The sequence below is a fragment of the Flavonifractor sp. An92 genome, from assembly GCF_002159175.1.
In the GTDB taxonomy this organism is placed as follows: Bacteria; Bacillota; Clostridia; order Oscillospirales; family Oscillospiraceae; genus Pseudoflavonifractor_A.
Genome location: NZ_NFGZ01000035.1, coordinates 1 through 17,131, shown reverse-complemented (window position 1 = coordinate 17,131; position 17,131 = coordinate 1). Strand labels below are relative to the sequence as shown.

Genomic DNA, 17,131 nt, shown 5'->3' with positions numbered 1-17,131 from the left:
GCATTATATAATTACCAAAACACTTACAGGTGGTCTTGAAATGAGATTGAAGAAAGTCACGAGCCAAAGATTCAATCAAATCAATCGAGGAGTACTTCCCGTCTGCCTTTTTTCTTTGTGTAAAAGAATAGTCAATGCTGATAGTCAGCGTCAGCTCTACAGAATAAAAAGTTGCAGAATGTAAAGTTCCTTGATAAGATAAAATAAAGATTATAAACAAAGTAGCCGAGAAATTACCCCAGCATCTGGACAAAGTCTGCAAGAACATCTTGCAGGCTGCTAACAATCGCGTAGATTGTAAGTGTATCAAAAAGTTTGCATAGGAGCCAATTGATATGGGTAGGACAGAAATTATCACAATTACAATTGACAGTGAGCTAAAGGCGCAGGTCGAAGATCTGATCAAGCCCATGGGTATTAGCATCGAAGAATTGATTAACCGTTTTTTCCATTGGTGCATCAACAATCCTAGGGAAGCTGCAGCTTATCTACAATCGGCTCAAGAGGAACAAGCAAGACAAGCATAATTCACCCGATCATATAAAAATAATCACAGTACTGAGACAAAACATCGGGCCCGATCAAGCGATCGAGCCCGATATTTTTCATGTTAATAATCTTGACCAACTTATTTATCGGTTGACTCTCCGTGTTTATGCGTACCATCCAAGATGAGATCCAGCCAGCAGTCACAGCAAAATACATCCCGGGCCGTGTACCCATATTTCCGAATCATCGCCTCCTCGTCCACCGGCGCCGGCCTGGGCGCCTTACCCAGCATATATAGCGCCAGCCGTCTCCCATGGCGCCAGACCTCCGGTAATGTGTATACAGCATGGGCCGGTTTCTCTTTGCCGCAGATGCTGCATTGCATCTTTGGGGTATCCAGGCCGGCATTTTCGATCTCTTCAAGGATTTCATCCACAGTTAACTTGGTATTGTCTTCTTTTTTCATAACTATCCTTCTTTCTTAGCAAATCCTCAAGCTTGGGTAATACATCTCCTGATTACTAGCGAGTTCCTAGTGTTATTCAATGGGCAAATTGTTGGCGATGCGATAAAAGAGGATATCCTCTACATCGCCAGATGCAAATACTGACTGTCGCAGGGCAGACATTGCAGCCAATGCAGCCTGATGCATCTTTTTGACTTGCTGTCTCGTTGCAGCTAATGAGGCCTCAAATTTGCTAAGAGTTTCCTGATCCATGCGCAGCAACTCTTGTACGATTTCTTCTGCCTCACCATGATAGTAACAGATGGCGTTATATAGCAACTCCAGGGAGATTTTCGCTTTTTCATCCTCTGTCATCTGCGCGTAGGTGTCGACAGCATAGCGGTAGCATTCCGTCATATCACTTAGCCTTCCTTCTTTTTTATTTCCTGGCCCGAATGGCGGACAGATATCGGTAGACTGTGGGGCGACTTACCTGTGCCAGTCTGGCCAGCTCTGTCACATTGATTTCTTTACATTGGTATTTTGCATAGTATCGAAAAAACTATCTGGGATGCGCTCTACCGTGATGGACGGGCGGCCCAACTGTTTGCCTTTGGCCCTGGCGTTGGCCACACCGCTACGCACACGGGCTCGAATCATGCTCAACTCCAGTTCGGAAAACACGGCGATGAGCTGCAGAAAGGCCACAGTCATAGGGTCCGGCTCAGTCGTCCTACAGTCGATGGTGATGCTCCCTAAGATTTGGAGCCTAATGCGCTTGGACTTGATTGTCTCTACAATCTGGCAAAACTGCTGCACTGAGCGGGACAATCTGGAGGGTTCTGTCACTACAATGGTATCCCCAGGGTAGACGGTATCCCACATCATGTTCTGCTGCTCTTTGGCCTCGGAATCCCCATGTTCATATTCCTGCCAGATAACGGTGGCACCCGCAGCTCTCAATTCCCGGACCTGGCGATCAATGTCCTGGCGGGTCTCGTTGGTCGAGCACCGGGCGTAACCATGTACAGTACCAGCGTTATCTGTAACGATAATCCCCTTTTGATTTTCCGTTCCATTTTTCACTGTTTTATCCCCCTGGGAGGCCCCAAAATCGGGGTCTCCCGTGTGTAACGGCAAACAACTGTTTTATGGACACCCCTCTTCCATTTTGAGCTTTGCCTCGATTACTTGCTCGATTTTGTCTCCAATGACCTTACATGCCAGCCGGTAGGTACAAGGGGTAACACCATCAGGGGGAGCCCTAGAGGTTATCGTCATAAACGCAGACATGGCCCACATCATGGTCTCCATGTCAGCGTGGGATACCAGAGGCCATAGGGCCTCATCGGTCCAATTAGTCAAGTCATCCTCGCAGGTAACCCAGCCGAGGGTAAGTGCGTGGATCTTGGCGTAACTATCCATCCATATCATGTACACTCCTCCTGGGCCGTATCGGCACCAATACACTGCTTGGACTTGTCCCCTGACTCGCCCTGAGCAGGTACTGGGTATATCTCCCGCATCTTGTCGTGCATATCACCCAGGAGTCCATCAAGGCGATCTTTGAGCTCCAGATACTCCATTACGGTGTTGAGTCCATCCTCCACACACAGGGTATACATGGCTGCAACTGCTGCCGCCCCGTCCCCCATGGCAATCATGTACGGACTCTCATCGACTGACAAGCACATAGTCTCCGCAATGTCCCTTACCTGTTTTTCCTGGTCTTTTTTATGCTGTTTTCCTCTGACTGTCGCCAAAATCTTTCGATACTTGTCCATAATTAGTCCTCCAGATTTTCTTGAGGAGGAAATCTCCGTAGCATATTATCCTGCAGATGATCGATCAGACGCATCAAGCGGGTCTTGATGTCCTGATAATGCTTAATGGTATTGATATTGTGACTGGTACACAGGATGTACAGCGCTATCAATGCAGCTACGCCATCTTCCAGCCCTGTTATATAGGTGGCGTCATCCACTAGACTGCGCAATCTTGGCATCATGCTCGCAATCTCCTGCTCGCGTTCTTTTTCTTCCTTTTCCAGGACTGCTCTCACAATTTGCCGGTGCTCTTTTGGTCGCATTTAGATTCCTCCTTGTTGCATAAAACATCCAAAACGATTGTTCGTACAAACACAGCAAGCTGCGTATTGCCACTTTCCCTTGCCGCTTTCAATATGAGTTCATACTCGCCATTTGTTAGTAACAACCGGATACATTTGCAGCGATCCTGCCTGATCTGTCGCCAAAAGGGTTGTATATTATACTTTTGCGCAAGGGAGTCCAACTGTCCAGGCTGTATACCCATCTTTGCGGCCAGATCGCTTTTGCCGTATATCACACCCGCCTCCTTGTAGGACAAGAGTTTTTCCAGCAGTGGGTCGATTGGCTCAATTGCCAGTCCAAATAGAGTGTCCGCATCCATCCCAACCATCACGGCGAGCAGCGCATACCGCTCCGGCGAGGATAGCTGCCATTTTGCCAGCCGTGATAGTACGGCGGCGGACAAGCTGGCAAAGTACTGCTCATAGATTTGTGTACCGTAATACTCTCTTGCTGCTTGCTGGATTTTAGCAGCACTCAGTGCCTGATGCTCGCTGATCTTGTCCACCCCATATCCTGCGTTGATCAATGCGGTATGCAGATTGTTGTATCCAACCGTTGGGGCATACTCTCCGCATACCAGCGCAGTCAGCATATCAGTCAGCGACTCCATCCATGGGGCTTTTTCTCTGTGTTCAGCTTTTTGGTGGCGTACAGATACGAGCGGGAGAAACATCTCCGATAGCCGTGTAAACTTGGCAGGCACAACAACAAGCGGCACTTGGTGCATCGGGCAAATGGGGAGCAGGGGAATTTGATGTACCCGGTGCCAAAATGGCTCTCCGTATTTTTCTGTATCCAAGAGATAACAGGTGGGACAGTACTTGAGCCCCTCCGTGCCATCCGGCATCTGCGTCCGCAGGCTGGTGATGCCTGACCCATGGCCGTCCAGTAATGCATCCCATACCTGCTGCTTCTTGTCTGCAGCAAAAAAACGGGTATAGTACGGCAGCAGAGTATAATTGGCCAATACATCATCGATCGACAGCACCCCTGGTGGTAAATTGGATAAGATGGCGGCACAGTCGCCACCTGGGATAAGCCTGCCATGCACCATGGGGCGGTCACTGTATAGCTCGTTGATAGTAGTTGCGTACTTGCTGTGGCCACTGCGTACATGGTAACGGCAAAGTACCGAGTACCACCATTCATCTGGGTACGGGGACGGAAAATAGGTCAGCATCGGCATAAAACCAACCGATGTACAAGCGCATCAGGGGCCCCGTGCATCTTTGGGATATGCATGGTAATCAACCTCCAAGCACCCATGCTCTTTGAGATGAACCTCAATATCTACTCCATTGTTGTACGCAACGAGCAGATCCCCATCGTCCCGCTGTGCCGCCTTGCGACCACGCTTGTTTGCATATTGCCTTGGTACTTCTTCCTGGTCTGGCGGTGGTTCTGGCACTTGTGCCCCAATTTCAAAGTCCGAAATGTGGGTGCCCGCTACATGAGTCCGTGGAACCTTGATGGCCAGCAACTCTACCGCTTGCTGAATGGTTTTTTCGTCGACACAGCTGCGCCCCTGAAGGAGGGCCCAGTCCTGAGCTTCTGTGAATATCTTGAGAATATAGGCCGGAATACCGCCACTGCAATCGTATAGCTTATTGCCGATGGATGTGGTTAGTTCTGCCATCTGTACTGTGTACTGATAGGGCCATATCTTGTTCAAAAAATCGAGATATGCTCCGTCCGGCCGAAATGGAGCCAGTCGGATGCCTCTGGTACGCCTTTTGAGATGCTCCTGACTTATAAAGAGCTCCTCAGCCAACGGTGTACCTACAAAATAGATGGAGGTCATAGTCTCGTTTGTGAGCTCAACCAGATATCGGAGCAGAGGCTTTTCCTGCCGATTTTTTCTGGCCGTTGTGACCGCATTTTGAATCTCATCAATCACCAACAACCCTACATGGTGGTTAGTAAGCAGGATTTTTGTCTGCACTGCAATGGCGGATGCAGATGCCAATCGCAGCCCCTGCGTTGATTGCAGGTATTTTGCGCCGATAGCCCGATCAAGTGCGGCCATAATCCCAAATCCAAGCGTCTTGACCGAGCAATCACTCGGACATTCTACATGGAGCCACAGCACTTGCTTGTAGTAACAGGGCTGTCCTTGGTATTCCGTATGCTCAATGACTTGAGGCATCGTGGATAGACACCGGCGCACGGTAGCCGTCTTTCCACACCCCGGGACTCCCAAAATTGACCCGCTGTCTGCCTGTGTGGCATAGTTGGTGGCTCGGCCACAATAGTAAGCATTGATCGCCTTGGTCGATTCCACCACATCGGCCGTGTGGTATGTCATAGCGATCGCACGGTAGAGCGTGTCATAGATGGCGTACTGGTATGGCATCGGCACATAGATGGATGCCAGAGACGGCAGCAGTCCCCGACGCGCCTCTGGAGACATCTGGGCCAGACCATGTGGGATAGATGGGTAACTTGCGATGACCTGGGCAAATTGCTCCGGCGAGAGCATATCCGGCATGGCTTCCAGGTATGGGTTTCCTGATGAGCCCTCATAGATGGCCCCGACCGTATGGCCGGGTGGATACTTGCTCATGTCAATCGCCCCCTCTCTCTCATTTGCTCCTGTTTGATTTGTTCTCCGTCGACTTGCCTGATTGACTCTCGCCTGCTGTCTGCCTGCTTAATAACCGATCGGATAGCCTGCATTGCTGCGACGCTCGATGCCGTCTCTTTTGTTCGGGCAGCCTCCCTGTTTTTCTTAGCTGCTTCATAAGTTTTCTCCCATTCGGTTTCAGAAAGTAAATAGGAGAGATTCATAGCATGGCATGGACAGATTCGGTCAGCCAGGATGATATAGATGCAGCGCAAGTCAGATGGATCATAGGCAATCGTGTATACATTCCCAATGGTCAGCCCATCTGCACCATCCGGGGCGTACCACATACGGTTGACTCTAATCCCTTTACGGGTCAGTTTTGCGGTATCCCGGGGCAGGGTTTGGATGTGCAGCTCCTGGGGATTCACCGCCATCAATCGGGGCGATAGCTCCAGCCATCTTTCTGCGGGAGTCTTGTCATCAAGGATCCGTCCGCTGTTGAGATACAAGATCGAGTGGATAACAATGCGTGTAAAATCATCAAGATCCAGGGTGGCCTGCATGCGGTAGTCGGTGGCCCATCGCTCCTGGGCATCATCCTCAATGACTCCCTTTCCTCGCAATAGTGGTTTGTACCGCTTCTGAAGCAGGTCGATTGACTTCTCCACGCAACCCTTTTGATCCGGCCGAAATGGTGGCAGGGTCAAAACCTCAAGCCCATACCGGCAACACATCTCCGACATTCTTGGCCCAAAAAACTCACGCCCCTGATCTGTGATAATCTCCGTTGGCATCCCCACTGAGGGCCATTGCTCTGGTGTAATCTCGATTCCATAGCGAGCACAGTACTCCACCTTATCCATAGTGGCCTGCTCAATGCAAGCCATCACAGCAGTCTCATCGCATGAAAATCCGATATTGACACCAGCAATCAGGTGGGTGGCTGTGTCTACCGCCAAGTAGATATACGGCCTGCCCACCACGATGGATCGTTCCTGCCTGGACACCAGGTAGATATCCGCCTGTGTGGCGTCCATCTGATAGCTCCCAGGCTGTGTCCGCCATCCGGCAGAGGAGCCCCATGCAGGTCGGTGGTCTCTCTGATATTTGGTCAGCCCTTCTCGTGCGATGATCTTTTGAGGATCCTTGTGCAGCCTGTGCCCATAGTAGTAGTGCCGGAATTTGCTCCATGTGGGAGCATCGCTGTCGAGCCGACCATCGGGTCCCACATAATCCTCCAGCAACATCATCTCGTAGGCGGATCTTAGGGATAGCCGTTTGGCACCAAAATAGTACCGCCGGATTGCTCGCTCTATCATCTGATTGCTTTTGCTGGCCTGCTGTGTCCGCTTTTGCGTGAGTCGTCCTGTGGCAAGATACCGGTAGTACAGCCGCAGGATGCGGCGTGTCGTAGTCTGGTACTGCTGTGCCGCCTCTGCCGCCATCCTGTAGCGCTGAGATTTATCCGAGATACATTTATCACAGTTAAGCAACGGCTGGATCATCTGCAGGCGGGCTTCCTGAGCCGGGGTGTTAATCTGTTCTGATATCCAGCTTTCCGGCGCTGGTACACGCTCATATCTGTGTAGGTCGGCCTCAAAAAATGGTGGAGAGGGGCCGTTACAGTTAATGAGCCAGCAGCCAGCTGGAGTTTCAATCAAAACTCGATAGATGGCGCCTAATCGTTTCACAAAGCGCAGTGCCTCAGACATCGACTAGCACCACCTTCCACTCGTCAATATCCCGTACTGCCCAATATCTTCTGGACAGCTCCAGACGCTCGACTATTGCGCGCTTTGTTAGATCCTCTTTGTGTACCAGTTCCCGGACCCCTTTTCTTCCGTCTACAAACCTAATAAGAAAATCGGTCGCCCACTCACTTTTAAAATAAAGTGAGCGGATATCAACGGGAGATACATGCTGTATGTAGTCGGGTTCCAATGGTACTACAGCTTGATAGGACTGGACCCAGGGCTGCTGCTCCAGATATTTCGCGTAATCCCGTGCCCATTTTGAGTGGATACAAATGATCTGATCGTTCTTGTTGCTGAAAAATCGAATGTCCCTTGTTTTCATTCCCGCCTTATCCATTGCTGCCCCCAAAAGAATTATCTTGAGATTTTGATGATTCATATCGAATTAAGCTGAGATTTTGACTTTAGTTTTTGAATTAAACCGAGATTTTGCTGAAAAAGACCCGCAGAATCTCAATTTAATTCTTTTTTTATCTGCAAAATCTCAGAATAATTTGCATTATCCTTAGATACCATGTGGTCATCCCACTCCAACCTGGTCGTTTGCCCGACCATTTTGACCACAAGCTGCTCGCCCAATCTCTTTCTCAAAAAATTCTAAATTAGTTCTAAATCAAGCCAAACCCGGGCTAAAAACAGAAAATAAATAAAAAAAGAGCCCGGGGAAACGAATTTCCTCGGACTCTTTTGTGAGTCATTATTTCGGGACAATGTGCTTGTTTGCGGGGGGACAAGTACACAATTACTTGCCCAGCTGCTTGGCGATCTCCTCGGCGAAGTTCTCCTGCTTCTTCTCGATGCCCTCGCCCTTCTCGAAGCGAACGGCGTTCTTGAAGGTGATGGTGCCGCCCAGAGCCTTGGCGGAAGCGGCCACATACTTCTCCACGGTGGTGGTGTTGTCCTTCACGAACTCCTGCTGCAGCAGGCAGTTCTCGGAGTAGAACTTGTTCAGCTTGCCCATGACGATGTTCTCCTTGACCTTGTCGGGCTTGGAGGCCATCTTGGGGTCGTTGGCCATCTGGACCAGCATGATCTTCTTCTCCTCGTCCAGCACGTCCTGGGTGACCTGGGTCTTGTCCCAGAAGCGGGGGTTCAGAGCGGCGATCTGCATGGCCACGTCCTTACCCACGGTCTCCACCTGCTCGGCGGTCAGGTCGGTGTCCAGGTTCACCAGCACGCCGATCTTGCCGCCAGCGTGGATATAGGGAACGCACACGCCGTCGGTGAAGAAGGCGAAGCGGCGGACCTTGATGTTCTCGCCGATGACCAGCACCATCTCCTGCTGCTGCTCGGTGACGGTCAGGTCGCTGCCAGCGTACCTGCAGGCCATCAGAGCGTCCAGGTCGGCGGGCTTGTTGGCGGCCACAGTGGCGGCCGCGCCCTTGACGAAGTCCACGAACTTCTCGTTCTTGGCCACGAAGTCGGTCTCGGCGTTGACCTCGACCACCACGCCCACGCCGTCGATGACGGCAGCGTAAGCCATACCCTCAGCGGCGATGCGGCCAGCCTTCTTCTGGGAAGCAGCCAGGCCCTTCTCGCGCAGCAGCTCGATGGCCTTGTCCATATCGCCCTCGGCCTCGGCCAGAGCCTTCTTGCAGTCCATCATGCCCACGCCGGTCATCTCGCGCAGCTTCTTAACGTCATTCGCGGTGATTGCCATGATCCATTACCTCCGTTATTTTGGTATCAAAAAGGAGCGCCCGCCCGCGCGGGCGGGCGCTCCGAAACGATTGGGTATTTGCGATTACTCGGCAGCAGCCTCGGTCTCCTCAGCGGGAGCGTCCTGACCCTGCTTGCCCTCCTGGATGGCGTTGGCCATCACACCGGAGATCAGCTTGATGGCGCGGATAGCGTCATCGTTGCCGGGGATGACATAGTCGATCTCGTCGGGATCGCAGTTGGTGTCCACGATGGCCACGATGGGGATGTGCAGCTTGCGGGCCTCGTTGATGGCGTTGCGCTCCTTGCGGGGGTCAACGACGAACAGAGCGCCGGGCAGCTTCTTCATCTCCACGACGCCGCCCAGGTACTTCTCCAGCTTGGCGATCTCGCCCAGGTGCTTCATGACTTCCTTCTTGGGCAGCATGTCGAAGGTGCCGTCCTCCTGCATCTTCTTCAGCTGGTTCAGACGGTCCACGCGGCCGCGCATGGTCTTGAAGTTGGTGAGCATGCCGCCCAGCCAACGGGCGTTGACGTAGTAGCCGCCGCAACGGGTGGCCTCTTCCTTGATGGCCTCCTGGGCCTGCTTCTTGGTGCCGACGAACAGCAGGGTCTGGCCGTTCTCGCCCAGGGAGCGGACGAAGTTGTAGGCCTCCTCCAGCTTCTTCACGGTCTTCTGCAGGTCGATGATATAGATGCCGTTACGCTCGGTGTAGATGTAGGTGGCCATCTTGGGGTTCCACCGACGGGTCTGGTGACCGAAGTGGACACCGGCCTCCAGAAGCTGCTTCATAGAAACGACTGCCATGATTATTTCCTCCTTTTTGTTGTTACCTCCATCCGCGTCCTCTTCCCTGCCCACCCTTGCGGGCACCGGACACAGAATCAGCGGATGTGTGTAATCATGCTCTGGTATTATATCGCAGGTCTCCGCAAGATGCAAGTATTATTTTCCTCATTCGCCGCATTTATTCCCTGGCTTGTCTTTCCGCGCCGGCTTCTATAAAATAAAAGGTAACTGAGGGGCGTCCCGGCGGACGCCGGAAGGAGGCTTTCCCTATGACCTATGCAGAGCGCATGGCGGCCTACGCGGCCGACGCCCGGCGCCTGGCGGAGACGGACAACACCGCCGATCTCCGGCGGGCGGTGGAGCTGCTGCAGGACGCGGAGCACATCATCATCGGCGGCGCGGCGGGCCTGTCCGCCGCCGGAGGGCTGGACTACCAGTCGGAGGAAGTCCTGAAGCGGGACTTCCCCGCCCTGGCCGCCCTGGGCTACACCACGCTGTGGCAGGCCCTGTGGGACGAGAAGCGCACCTACCTCCAGAAGCAGGGCATGATCGCCGCCGAGGCCCTGTGGGCCCGGTACGACTTTCCCGTGGTCCAGGCCTACCGGGATCTTCTCGCCCTGGTGGCGGGGAAAAACTATTTTGTCCTCAGCAGCAACATCGACGACCAGTTCTACAAGGCCGGCTTTGACCCGGACCGGGTGTTCTGCCCCCAGAACAGCATCGCCGACTTCCAGTGCTCAGTGCCCTGCTGCCGGGAGCTCTGGGACGGCGAGGAAATCTACCGCAACATCGTGGCCCACATGGACCCGGTCACCTACGCCTGCCGGGAGGAGGACCTGCCCCGCTGTCCCCGGTGCGGCGCACCCCTGGTGCGCAACATGCGGGGGCGGGATGTGTTCATCCCCGACAAGGTCATGGCCAACCGCGCCTCCTTTGAGGCCTTCTGGGCCGAGGCGGCGGAGGGAAAGACCATCTTTCTGGAGCTGGGAGTGGGCTTCAACTCCCCCGGCCTCATCCGCCACCCCTTCCAGCGCATGACTCTCCTGTGGCCGGACGCCCATCTCATCCGCATGAACCGGGACTACCCCTCCGTGCCCAAAAAGCTGGGAGACCGGGGCCTCCCCCTGGGCGGCGACCTGGGGGAAAATCTGCACCGGATGGCCGAAATGGCCCGCTAAAAGAGCTCCTCCGCCGTGGGAGGCGGCAGGACGGGCCACCCCCGCTCGTCCTGCCGCAGGGCGGCCCAGCGCGTTCCGTCCCGCTCCACCACCCGCATCAGGCAGAACGCGGGGGCCAGCAGGAGCGGTTTCCCGGGGTGGAAGGGGACCAGCAGGAAAGTCTCCTCCCCCGCGCGCTTGGTCCAGAGTTCTCCCGTCCCCCCGCTCTCCCGCAAGACAGGATCGCCCAGCACCTGGTCCGGACGGACCCGGGCAAAGCCCCGGGGCCCCTGGGCCGGATGCTTTTTTTGCGCGCCGAAGGTGAAGGTGCGCCGCACCAGTGCCCCCGACGGCGGCCAGAATCCCTGGGCCTCCAGCCGCGGTCCGTCCAGACGCCGCTCCAGGCGCAGCTCCCGCCCCTCGGGCAGGAGGGTCCCCAGGGGCAGCTCGCCCCCCGGCCCCAGCAGCCACACCTTATAGAGCCCCTGCCCGTCGTCCGAGATCCGGGAGCGCACCTCCACCCGGGTCCCCTCCCGCCGCACCGTCAGGCGGCCCCGTCCCCCGTCCAGAGGGTATGTCCATTCCATGTCCCCACCTCCCGCCTCTGTCTGGGCTGGTGCTAGTTTATGCGCGGTCAGAGGAAAATCTTTCCTCCCATTCTCTCTTGCATTGCGCAGTCGATTTCTGTATAATTGGGTCAGTTTAGGATCGGGCGGAGGTGGTTCCGCCCAAAAGGAGGATGCAAGGTGAGCGATGTCGCGGCCTGGAAGGACCTGGTCTGCCGTCTGCCGGGCGTGCTGGGTGTGGAATTTCATGTAGAGGAAGGCCGCGTCACCGAGCTGCACGTGCTCAGCGACCAGTCCCGCTCCCCCAAGCAGTTTGCACGGGATATCCAGTCGGCCCTGCTGGCCAAATTCCACCTGGAGCTGGACCACCGGGTCATCAGCGTGGCCCAGATCCCCGGCGGCATGCAGGAACGGCCCGCTCGCCTGATTTTCGACCATCTCTCCATGGCCACCAGCCGGGACGGCGTCACGGTGGACGTGTTCCTCCGCGCCGGAGAGCGGAGCTGCACCGGCCACTCTCACTGCGACTCCTCCCCCGCCGCCCGCACCCGCTCCATCGCGGAGGCCTCGGTGGCGGCCATCAATCAATTCCTCCCCGACCGGTGCCGGTTCACCCTGGACGATGTGCGCATGTCCTCTCTGGCCGGCCATGAGGTGGCCATGGTGGGCGTCGCCCTCAAGGCCGACGGCAAAAATGAGGCGCTGCTGGGGGCCTGCTATGTGGGCGAGGAGCCCAATTACGCGGTGGTCCTGGCCACGCTGGACGCGGTGAACCGGCGTCTGCCCATGCTGGCCGTCCAGGCGTCTTTCCCCAACTGACCCATTTGAGCGAAGCGAATACAGCCCGTCCCTAGCGACGGACGGAGCATCCTGATAAAGGAGGCTGTATTCGATGAATAAGGCGAAGATCATGCTTGCTCTGACTTCCCTGGTTTCCCTGGTGGTCGCCGGCGGCGCGTTTTTCAACTGGCGCTAAATGATTCTTCCTTTGGTATGAAGCGGCTGGTGATCACCAGCCGCTTTGTACATCTCTCCCCTTTTACTCACTCTTCCGCTGGTGCGGACCGGAGGTCTTGCCTATCATGGAAAAGCACACGTCGTCGTCCTGGTATATCGGTCTGATCGTCCTGTTGGGCACCATTGCCGGGGTATACTCCATCTTCTCGGCCGTCCAGTGCCAGCCCTGGCGCTCCCCGTCGGTGCTGCTGGTCCTGGTGCTGCTGTGCATCCTCTGCCGGTGCCTTCCCCTCTACATCCGGCCGGACTGTACCATCGACATGTCCTTCATCAGCATCCTGGCCATGGTGCTGGTCTTTGGTCCGGAGACTGCCACCGCGGTCTTTTTCCTCACGAAGCCGCTGGAGATCTTCCCCAATGAGAACGGGAAGGGGTATTGCCACATCTTCAACACCGCGCCGGTCAAGACCCTCTTCAACGCCAGCAACCTGAACCTCTCCTTCACGCTGGCCGGATTTGCCTACCACGCCGCCGGGGGCGAGCCCGGCAACATCACTCTGCCGGGTGTGCTTCTGCCCGCCGCCCTCTTCATTCTGGTGGCCATCGCGCTGAACAGCTTTATCCTGCTGTTCCTCTTCCTGCTGGAACACAAAGTCACCTTCTACCCCACCATTTTGCAGATGTTCCTGGGCCTGCTGCCCAGTATTGTCTGCTCGGCGCCCATGGCTTATTTCCTGGCCATGCTGCTGCAGATGAAGTCGGGCGTGTGGATGGCCCTGCTGTTCATGCTCCCGCTGCTGCTGGCCCGGTACTCCTTCAAGCTCTACCTCAACGGCGTACAGCAGCAGTACAGCATCCTGAAAACCCTCACCGCCGCGCTGGACGCCAAGGACACCTACACCGAGGGCCACTCCACCCGGGTGGCCTGCTACGCCACTCAGATCGCCTCGGAACTGCACCTGTCCCAGCGCCAAATCCGCCGCATCCAGACCGGCGCCATCTTCCACGACATCGGCAAGATCGGCATTCCCGACTCGGTGCTCCAGAAGCCCGGCCGCCTCACGCCGGAGGAGCGGACCGTCATCCAGCGCCACCCGGTCATCGGCGTGGACATCCTCAAGAACATCGACTCCTACTCCGACATTCTGGACATGGTCCTCCATCACCACGAGCGCTACGACGGCGGCGGCTACCCCGACGGCACCCGGGGAGACGAAGTTTCTCTGGAGGTCTACATCCTGGGGGCGGCGGACTCCTACGACGCCATCACCAGCGACCGCATTTACTCCGCCGGGCGCTCCCCCCAGGTGGCCGCCCGCATTCTGCGGGAGGAGGCCGGCAAGCAGTTCCACCCCCAGGTGGCCGAAGTGGCCGCCCGGATGGCCGAGGAGGGCCGTCTCATCCCCGATCAGGAGGAGGTGGGTACGCCGTGATGACCCTTGCGGTGGTGTTCGCTCTGGCCGTGGGCTGGCTGACCGGGGGGCGGCTGCGCCGCTGGGAGAAAGCCCGGCTGCGCTTTCTCCCCCTGCCGGTGGCGGCGCTGCTCCTCCAGCAGCTTCTGGGCCGGCTGTCCCAGGACTGGGCCCCGGCCATCATTCTGCTGTCCTACGGCCTGCTCTTCCTCTTCTGTCTGGCCAACTGCCACCTGCCCAAGACCGCCCTGCTGACTGCCCTAGGCGCGGGGGGCAACCTGCTGGTGATCGCCCTCAACGGCTTTCGCATGCCGGTGAGCCGCCAGGCCGCCTCCGTCCTCTCTCCCGAGGGGCTGGCCGCCCTGGAGTCCCTCCAGATCCCCATGTACGCCCTGGCCGGGCCGGACACCCGGCTGTGGTTCCTGGGCGACATTGTCTATGTCCCCATTCTGCGCGGCTTTGCCAGCATCGGCGACCTGCTCCTGGCGGCAGGCGTTTTTTTCTGCCTGATGGCCGTCATGGCCCCCACTTCCCTGCCCCGCTGGATGCGGCGGGGGTAAAGCAGGCAAAATTTGTGCACTTTTTTGCCAAAAACTTCACATTGACGGTTGATTTTCCCGCCTGGACCTTATATAGTATAGTAACATCTCCGGCCCGGCTCGCCCGGGCGAACAAATTATGAGAGGTTCAGGTGGAATCGTATCGTGAAACGAATTCTTTCTCCGCAAGACATCCTGCACGGCCTCATGCTCCTGGCGGGCAGCGTGATCTTCGCCGTCAACATGAACACCTTCATCGCCGCGGGCGACCTGGTCCCGGGTGGCTTCTCGGGCCTGTCCATCCTCATCCAGAGCATCTTTGAGCACTTCTTCCACATCAGCATCCCCTTCTCGGTGCTCAACATCACCTTCAACGCCATCCCCGCCGTCATCGCCTTCCGTCTGGTGGGCAAGCGCTTCACCCTGCTCTCCTGCGTGAGCATCTTCCTGTCCTCCATCCTGGTGGACCTGCTGCCCAAGTACGACATCGTGAACGACCCCCTGCTCATCTCGGTGTTCGGCGCCATCTGCGGCGGCATCGGTATCGTGCTGGTCCTCAACAGCGGCGCCAGCAGCGGCGGCACCGACTTCATCGCCATGTCCATCGCCGCCAAGTACAAGAGCAGCAACGGCTTCAACTATGTCCTCTACTTCAGCGCCACCGTCATCCTCATCTACGGCGTACTCTTCGGCATGGATAAGGCCCTGTACTCCATCATCTATCAGTTCTGCTACACCCAGGTCATCAACGCCCTCTACAAGCGGTACAAGAAAAAGACCCTCTTCATCGTGACTGACGACCCGGAGCAGCTCTCCAAGGCCCTCATCGAGCTGACCAACCACTCCGCCACCTGCTGGAGCGGCGAGGGCGCCTACACCCACAAGCAGCGCTATGTGGTCTACACCGTCCTCTCGGACAGCGACGTGCGCCGCATCAGCCGTTACATCGCCGATAACATGCACAACACCTTCGTCAACGTGGTCAACTCCACCGAAGTCATCGGCAATTTCTTCATCCGTCCCCTGGAATAAACGCAAACGCCCCCCGGGTCCTGTCCCGGGGGGCGTTTTTGATTTATGGCCGGTGCTCCAGGCGGTCAATGCGCCTCTCATGCTCGTCCAGCCGGCCGTCCTGTTCCTCGTTTTTGGCCCAGATGCGCCGGTGGCTCTCCTGGCTGTGGCGGGCCTGCTCGGCAAGCTCCTTCTCCACCCGCTCCACCACCACGGTCAGCGCAGTGATGGACTTGGTCAGCGACACGATGGGCTTGACGACTGACGCTCCCAGCCCCACCAGCGCCGCCAGTGCGGTCACCACGGTCCACTCCATGGGCTCAGTCCTCCTTGGGCGCTTCGTAGGTCAGCGCCTGCTTGCTGTCGCTGACGCCCGCAGTGGTGGGGTCGGTGACCACGCCCAGAATGGCCAGCACCGCGAACACCGCGTTGACCACCGCCAGGATCTTGTTGCCCAGCTCGCCCAGGTCCAGCATATAGCCAAAGACCGCCGCCACCACCTGCACCAGCAGCAGCACGGCGGGCACCAGCGCCACCCAGAAGGCCTTGTTGCGCAGACGCACGGTCCAGTTGATCTTCATCCGCATCACCTCCTCTCAGGCCCCCGTGGCCAGACGCTGCAGCAGCGCGTCGGCGTACTGGTAGGCACTCAGATAGTCCATCGTCTCGTCGGCGAGACGGAAACGCCGCTGCACGGTGTCCCGGTCACTCTCGCCGGCGGTCTCCTCACGCCAGGCCACACCCAGAAAGGCGCAGATACCGTCGGCGGTGGCCCGGGCCAGCTTTTCCCGGTACGACCCGTCCAGCAGCAGCGCGGTGTCGCTCCGGCTGGTATGAAAGCCGTACTCGATGAGCACGGCGGGGGCTTCGGTACCGGTGAGGACCGCGTAGCCGTAGTGGCGGATGGGCACGGTGCGCAGCGCCACCCGCTCGGCCTCAAACCGCTCTTTCAGCCGCTGGGCCAGCACGTTGCGGGGCGCGGTATCGGGGCCCGCGCTGGTGTACATCTCCAGGCCGGAGGCGCTCTCCCAGCCCCCGTTCCCCGCCGCGTTGCTGTGGAGGGACACAAAGGCGTGGGCGCCCGCCCCGTTGCTGGCGAGGCAGCGCTGGGACAGGCTGGGATAGCCCTCGGCGTCCCGGGTCAGCACCACTTCCACCCCGCGGGCCTCCAGCCGGGCCTTCACCCGGCCCGCTACATCATATGCAAATTCCTGCTCCTGGTAGCTCCCGTCCGGGGAGCGGTTGGCACACCCGGGACCGTGACCCGGGTCCAGACAAACGATAAATTGACTCATGATTTCCTCCTTGTTCCGTTTCCTCTCTCATTTCAGATCGTTCCGATCATTGCGCTCGCCGCGCTGGCGTCCTGCCCGGACAGGGCCGCCTACTCGGCGGGAGCACCGCTTTCTTTGCAAAGAAAGCGGTGGGAAAGAAAGCCTAGAGGGGGGATACCCCCCTCTGGACTCCCCCAAAACGCATCCCGGTCTCCATCCGGCTGCGGAGGGATTTCCTTACCCTGGCGTGGCAAATTCCAGGCTTTTCGCCTATCCGGAAAGCGTTGTACCCTGCCAATATGGGCGGCCCCCTAAAAGGCCGCCCTTTTGGAGGGGAGTGGAGAGGGGAACGAGAAGTTCCCCTCTCCGCCTTTTCTTTCCCCCATTTCTTTTCGCGAAAA

23 protein-coding genes are annotated in these 17,131 nt (G+C 57.0%); 6 read left to right on the top strand and 17 right to left on the bottom strand.

Annotated features, from left to right (window positions below; genetic code table 11):
* Positions 1 to 335 precede the first annotated feature (335 nt).
* Positions 336 to 527: a hypothetical protein gene (locus B5G43_RS15465; RefSeq protein WP_006574466.1), complete on the top strand. Its 192-nt coding sequence runs from the start codon at positions 336 to 338 to the stop codon at positions 525 to 527.
* A gap of 101 nt (positions 528 to 628) precedes the next feature.
* Here the strand turns inward: B5G43_RS15465 and B5G43_RS15460 are convergent, their stop codons facing one another.
* The 13 genes from B5G43_RS15460 to rpsB form a co-directional block, all read right to left on the bottom strand.
* Positions 629 to 955: a hypothetical protein gene (locus B5G43_RS15460; RefSeq protein WP_006574467.1), complete on the bottom strand. Its 327-nt coding sequence runs from the start codon at positions 953 to 955 to the stop codon at positions 629 to 631.
* A gap of 72 nt (positions 956 to 1,027) precedes the next feature.
* On the bottom strand, positions 1,028 to 1,351 hold the full coding sequence (locus B5G43_RS15455; RefSeq protein ID WP_006574468.1) for a UpxZ family transcription anti-terminator antagonist: 324 nt from the start codon (positions 1,349 to 1,351) through the stop codon (positions 1,028 to 1,030).
* 22 nt (positions 1,352 to 1,373) lie between these two features.
* A complete protein-coding gene (locus B5G43_RS17890) occupies positions 1,374 to 1,454 on the bottom strand; it encodes a hypothetical protein (RefSeq protein WP_242960630.1) in 81 nt (26 codons plus the stop codon).
* Positions 1,451 to 2,020: a recombinase family protein gene (locus tag B5G43_RS15450; protein WP_242960629.1), complete on the bottom strand. Its 570-nt coding sequence runs from the start codon at positions 2,018 to 2,020 to the stop codon at positions 1,451 to 1,453. The genes B5G43_RS17890 and B5G43_RS15450 overlap by 4 nt, the downstream gene beginning before the upstream one ends.
* Positions 2,021 to 2,083: 63 nt before the next feature.
* A complete protein-coding gene (locus tag B5G43_RS15445) occupies positions 2,084 to 2,368 on the bottom strand; it encodes a hypothetical protein (RefSeq protein ID WP_087262934.1) in 285 nt (94 codons plus the stop codon).
* Complete coding sequence (locus tag B5G43_RS15440; protein ID WP_087262933.1) at positions 2,365 to 2,718, bottom strand: hypothetical protein; 354 nt, start codon at positions 2,716 to 2,718, stop codon at positions 2,365 to 2,367. Before B5G43_RS15440 ends, B5G43_RS15445 begins: the two co-directional genes overlap by 4 nt.
* 2 nt (positions 2,719 to 2,720) lie before the next feature.
* Complete coding sequence (locus B5G43_RS15435) at positions 2,721 to 3,023, bottom strand: hypothetical protein (RefSeq protein WP_087380846.1); 303 nt, start codon at positions 3,021 to 3,023, stop codon at positions 2,721 to 2,723.
* Positions 2,993 to 4,231: a TniQ family protein gene (locus B5G43_RS15430; protein WP_087262929.1), complete on the bottom strand. Its 1,239-nt coding sequence runs from the start codon at positions 4,229 to 4,231 to the stop codon at positions 2,993 to 2,995. The genes B5G43_RS15435 and B5G43_RS15430 overlap by 31 nt, the downstream gene beginning before the upstream one ends.
* 24 nt (positions 4,232 to 4,255) lie before the next feature.
* Complete coding sequence (locus tag B5G43_RS15425) at positions 4,256 to 5,608, bottom strand: AAA family ATPase (protein WP_087262928.1); 1,353 nt, start codon at positions 5,606 to 5,608, stop codon at positions 4,256 to 4,258.
* Positions 5,605 to 7,323, bottom strand: a complete 1,719-nt coding sequence (locus B5G43_RS15420; RefSeq protein ID WP_242960628.1) for a Mu transposase C-terminal domain-containing protein — start codon at positions 7,321 to 7,323, stop codon at positions 5,605 to 5,607. The genes B5G43_RS15425 and B5G43_RS15420 overlap by 4 nt, the downstream gene beginning before the upstream one ends.
* Entirely contained in the window at positions 7,316 to 7,744 is a 429-nt protein-coding gene (locus B5G43_RS15415; RefSeq protein ID WP_006574476.1) for a hypothetical protein, read from the bottom strand. Before B5G43_RS15415 ends, B5G43_RS15420 begins: the two co-directional genes overlap by 8 nt.
* 363 nt (positions 7,745 to 8,107) lie before the next feature.
* Positions 8,108 to 9,025 (bottom strand): translation elongation factor Ts, encoded by a 918-nt coding sequence (tsf, locus tag B5G43_RS15410; protein ID WP_087262924.1) that lies wholly within the window; start codon positions 9,023 to 9,025, stop codon positions 8,108 to 8,110.
* An 84-nt stretch (positions 9,026 to 9,109) separates the two neighbouring features.
* A complete protein-coding gene (gene rpsB / locus B5G43_RS15405) occupies positions 9,110 to 9,832 on the bottom strand; it encodes a 30S ribosomal protein S2 (RefSeq protein ID WP_087262923.1) in 723 nt (240 codons plus the stop codon).
* 251 nt (positions 9,833 to 10,083) lie between these two features.
* Between rpsB and B5G43_RS15400 the strand changes: the two genes are divergently transcribed.
* Positions 10,084 to 10,992 carry a hypothetical protein gene (locus tag B5G43_RS15400; protein ID WP_087262921.1) on the top strand — a complete coding sequence of 303 codons (909 nt, stop codon included), beginning with the start codon at positions 10,084 to 10,086 and terminating at the stop codon, positions 10,990 to 10,992.
* On the opposite strand, the gene B5G43_RS15395 is transcribed toward B5G43_RS15400, so the two are convergent.
* A complete protein-coding gene (locus tag B5G43_RS15395) occupies positions 10,989 to 11,558 on the bottom strand; it encodes a hypothetical protein (RefSeq protein ID WP_087262919.1) in 570 nt (189 codons plus the stop codon). The genes B5G43_RS15400 and B5G43_RS15395 overlap by 4 nt on opposite strands.
* A 159-nt stretch (positions 11,559 to 11,717) precedes the next feature.
* Here B5G43_RS15395 and B5G43_RS15390 point away from each other — a divergent pair, with 159 nt between their 5' ends.
* The 4 genes from B5G43_RS15390 (at position 11,718) to B5G43_RS15375 (ending at position 15,477) form a co-directional block, all read left to right on the top strand.
* Positions 11,718 to 12,356, top strand: coding sequence for a hypothetical protein (locus tag B5G43_RS15390; RefSeq protein WP_087262917.1), 639 nt, complete (start codon positions 11,718 to 11,720; stop codon positions 12,354 to 12,356).
* A 263-nt stretch (positions 12,357 to 12,619) separates the two neighbouring features.
* Positions 12,620 to 13,927 (top strand): HD-GYP domain-containing protein, encoded by a 1,308-nt coding sequence (locus B5G43_RS15385; RefSeq protein WP_087262916.1) that lies wholly within the window; start codon positions 12,620 to 12,622, stop codon positions 13,925 to 13,927.
* The gene (locus tag B5G43_RS15380; RefSeq protein WP_087262914.1) at positions 13,927 to 14,466 is read left to right on the top strand and encodes a DUF5317 domain-containing protein; all 540 of its coding nucleotides are present in this window, start codon (positions 13,927 to 13,929) and stop codon (positions 14,464 to 14,466) included. The genes B5G43_RS15385 and B5G43_RS15380 overlap by 1 nt, the downstream gene beginning before the upstream one ends.
* Positions 14,467 to 14,610: 144 nt before the next feature.
* A complete protein-coding gene (locus B5G43_RS15375; protein WP_242960627.1) occupies positions 14,611 to 15,477 on the top strand; it encodes a YitT family protein in 867 nt (288 codons plus the stop codon).
* Positions 15,478 to 15,520: 43 nt separating this feature from the next.
* On the opposite strand, the gene B5G43_RS15370 is transcribed toward B5G43_RS15375, so the two are convergent.
* From B5G43_RS15370 to B5G43_RS15360, 3 genes are read right to left on the bottom strand one after another with little or no spacing between them, the layout of a single operon-like run.
* Positions 15,521 to 15,772: a hypothetical protein gene (locus tag B5G43_RS15370; protein ID WP_087262910.1), complete on the bottom strand. Its 252-nt coding sequence runs from the start codon at positions 15,770 to 15,772 to the stop codon at positions 15,521 to 15,523.
* A 4-nt stretch (positions 15,773 to 15,776) separates the two neighbouring features.
* On the bottom strand, positions 15,777 to 16,037 hold the full coding sequence (locus tag B5G43_RS15365; RefSeq protein ID WP_087262909.1) for a phage holin: 261 nt from the start codon (positions 16,035 to 16,037) through the stop codon (positions 15,777 to 15,779).
* 15 nt (positions 16,038 to 16,052) lie between these two features.
* Positions 16,053 to 16,751, bottom strand: a complete 699-nt coding sequence (locus B5G43_RS15360) for an N-acetylmuramoyl-L-alanine amidase (RefSeq protein ID WP_087262907.1) — start codon at positions 16,749 to 16,751, stop codon at positions 16,053 to 16,055.
* Positions 16,752 to 17,131 lie beyond the last annotated feature (380 nt).

Coding starts and splice junctions, on each gene's coding strand:
- B5G43_RS15465 (WP_006574466.1), top strand. CDS start 336: ATGGGTAGGACAGAAATTATCACAATTACAATTGACAGTGAGCTAAAG.
- B5G43_RS15460 (WP_006574467.1), bottom strand. CDS start 955: ATGAAAAAAGAAGACAATACCAAGTTAACTGTGGATGAAATCCTTGAA.
- B5G43_RS15455 (WP_006574468.1), bottom strand. CDS start 1,351: ATGACGGAATGCTACCGCTATGCTGTCGACACCTACGCGCAGATGACA.
- B5G43_RS15445 (WP_087262934.1), bottom strand. CDS start 2,368: ATGATATGGATGGATAGTTACGCCAAGATCCACGCACTTACCCTCGGC.
- B5G43_RS15440 (WP_087262933.1), bottom strand. CDS start 2,718: ATGGACAAGTATCGAAAGATTTTGGCGACAGTCAGAGGAAAACAGCAT.
- B5G43_RS15435 (WP_087380846.1), bottom strand. CDS start 3,023: ATGCGACCAAAAGAGCACCGGCAAATTGTGAGAGCAGTCCTGGAAAAG.
- B5G43_RS15430 (WP_087262929.1), bottom strand. CDS start 4,231: ATGCCGATGCTGACCTATTTTCCGTCCCCGTACCCAGATGAATGGTGG.
- B5G43_RS15425 (WP_087262928.1), bottom strand. CDS start 5,608: ATGAGCAAGTATCCACCCGGCCATACGGTCGGGGCCATCTATGAGGGC.
- B5G43_RS15420 (WP_242960628.1), bottom strand. CDS start 7,323: ATGTCTGAGGCACTGCGCTTTGTGAAACGATTAGGCGCCATCTATCGA.
- B5G43_RS15415 (WP_006574476.1), bottom strand. CDS start 7,744: ATGAATCATCAAAATCTCAAGATAATTCTTTTGGGGGCAGCAATGGAT.
- tsf (WP_087262924.1), bottom strand. CDS start 9,025: ATGGCAATCACCGCGAATGACGTTAAGAAGCTGCGCGAGATGACCGGC.
- rpsB (WP_087262923.1), bottom strand. CDS start 9,832: ATGGCAGTCGTTTCTATGAAGCAGCTTCTGGAGGCCGGTGTCCACTTC.
- B5G43_RS15400 (WP_087262921.1), top strand. CDS start 10,084: ATGACCTATGCAGAGCGCATGGCGGCCTACGCGGCCGACGCCCGGCGC.
- B5G43_RS15395 (WP_087262919.1), bottom strand. CDS start 11,558: ATGGAATGGACATACCCTCTGGACGGGGGACGGGGCCGCCTGACGGTG.
- B5G43_RS15385 (WP_087262916.1), top strand. CDS start 12,620: ATGGAAAAGCACACGTCGTCGTCCTGGTATATCGGTCTGATCGTCCTG.
- B5G43_RS15380 (WP_087262914.1), top strand. CDS start 13,927: ATGACCCTTGCGGTGGTGTTCGCTCTGGCCGTGGGCTGGCTGACCGGG.
- B5G43_RS15370 (WP_087262910.1), bottom strand. CDS start 15,772: ATGGAGTGGACCGTGGTGACCGCACTGGCGGCGCTGGTGGGGCTGGGA.
- B5G43_RS15365 (WP_087262909.1), bottom strand. CDS start 16,037: ATGAAGATCAACTGGACCGTGCGTCTGCGCAACAAGGCCTTCTGGGTG.
- B5G43_RS15360 (WP_087262907.1), bottom strand. CDS start 16,751: ATGAGTCAATTTATCGTTTGTCTGGACCCGGGTCACGGTCCCGGGTGT.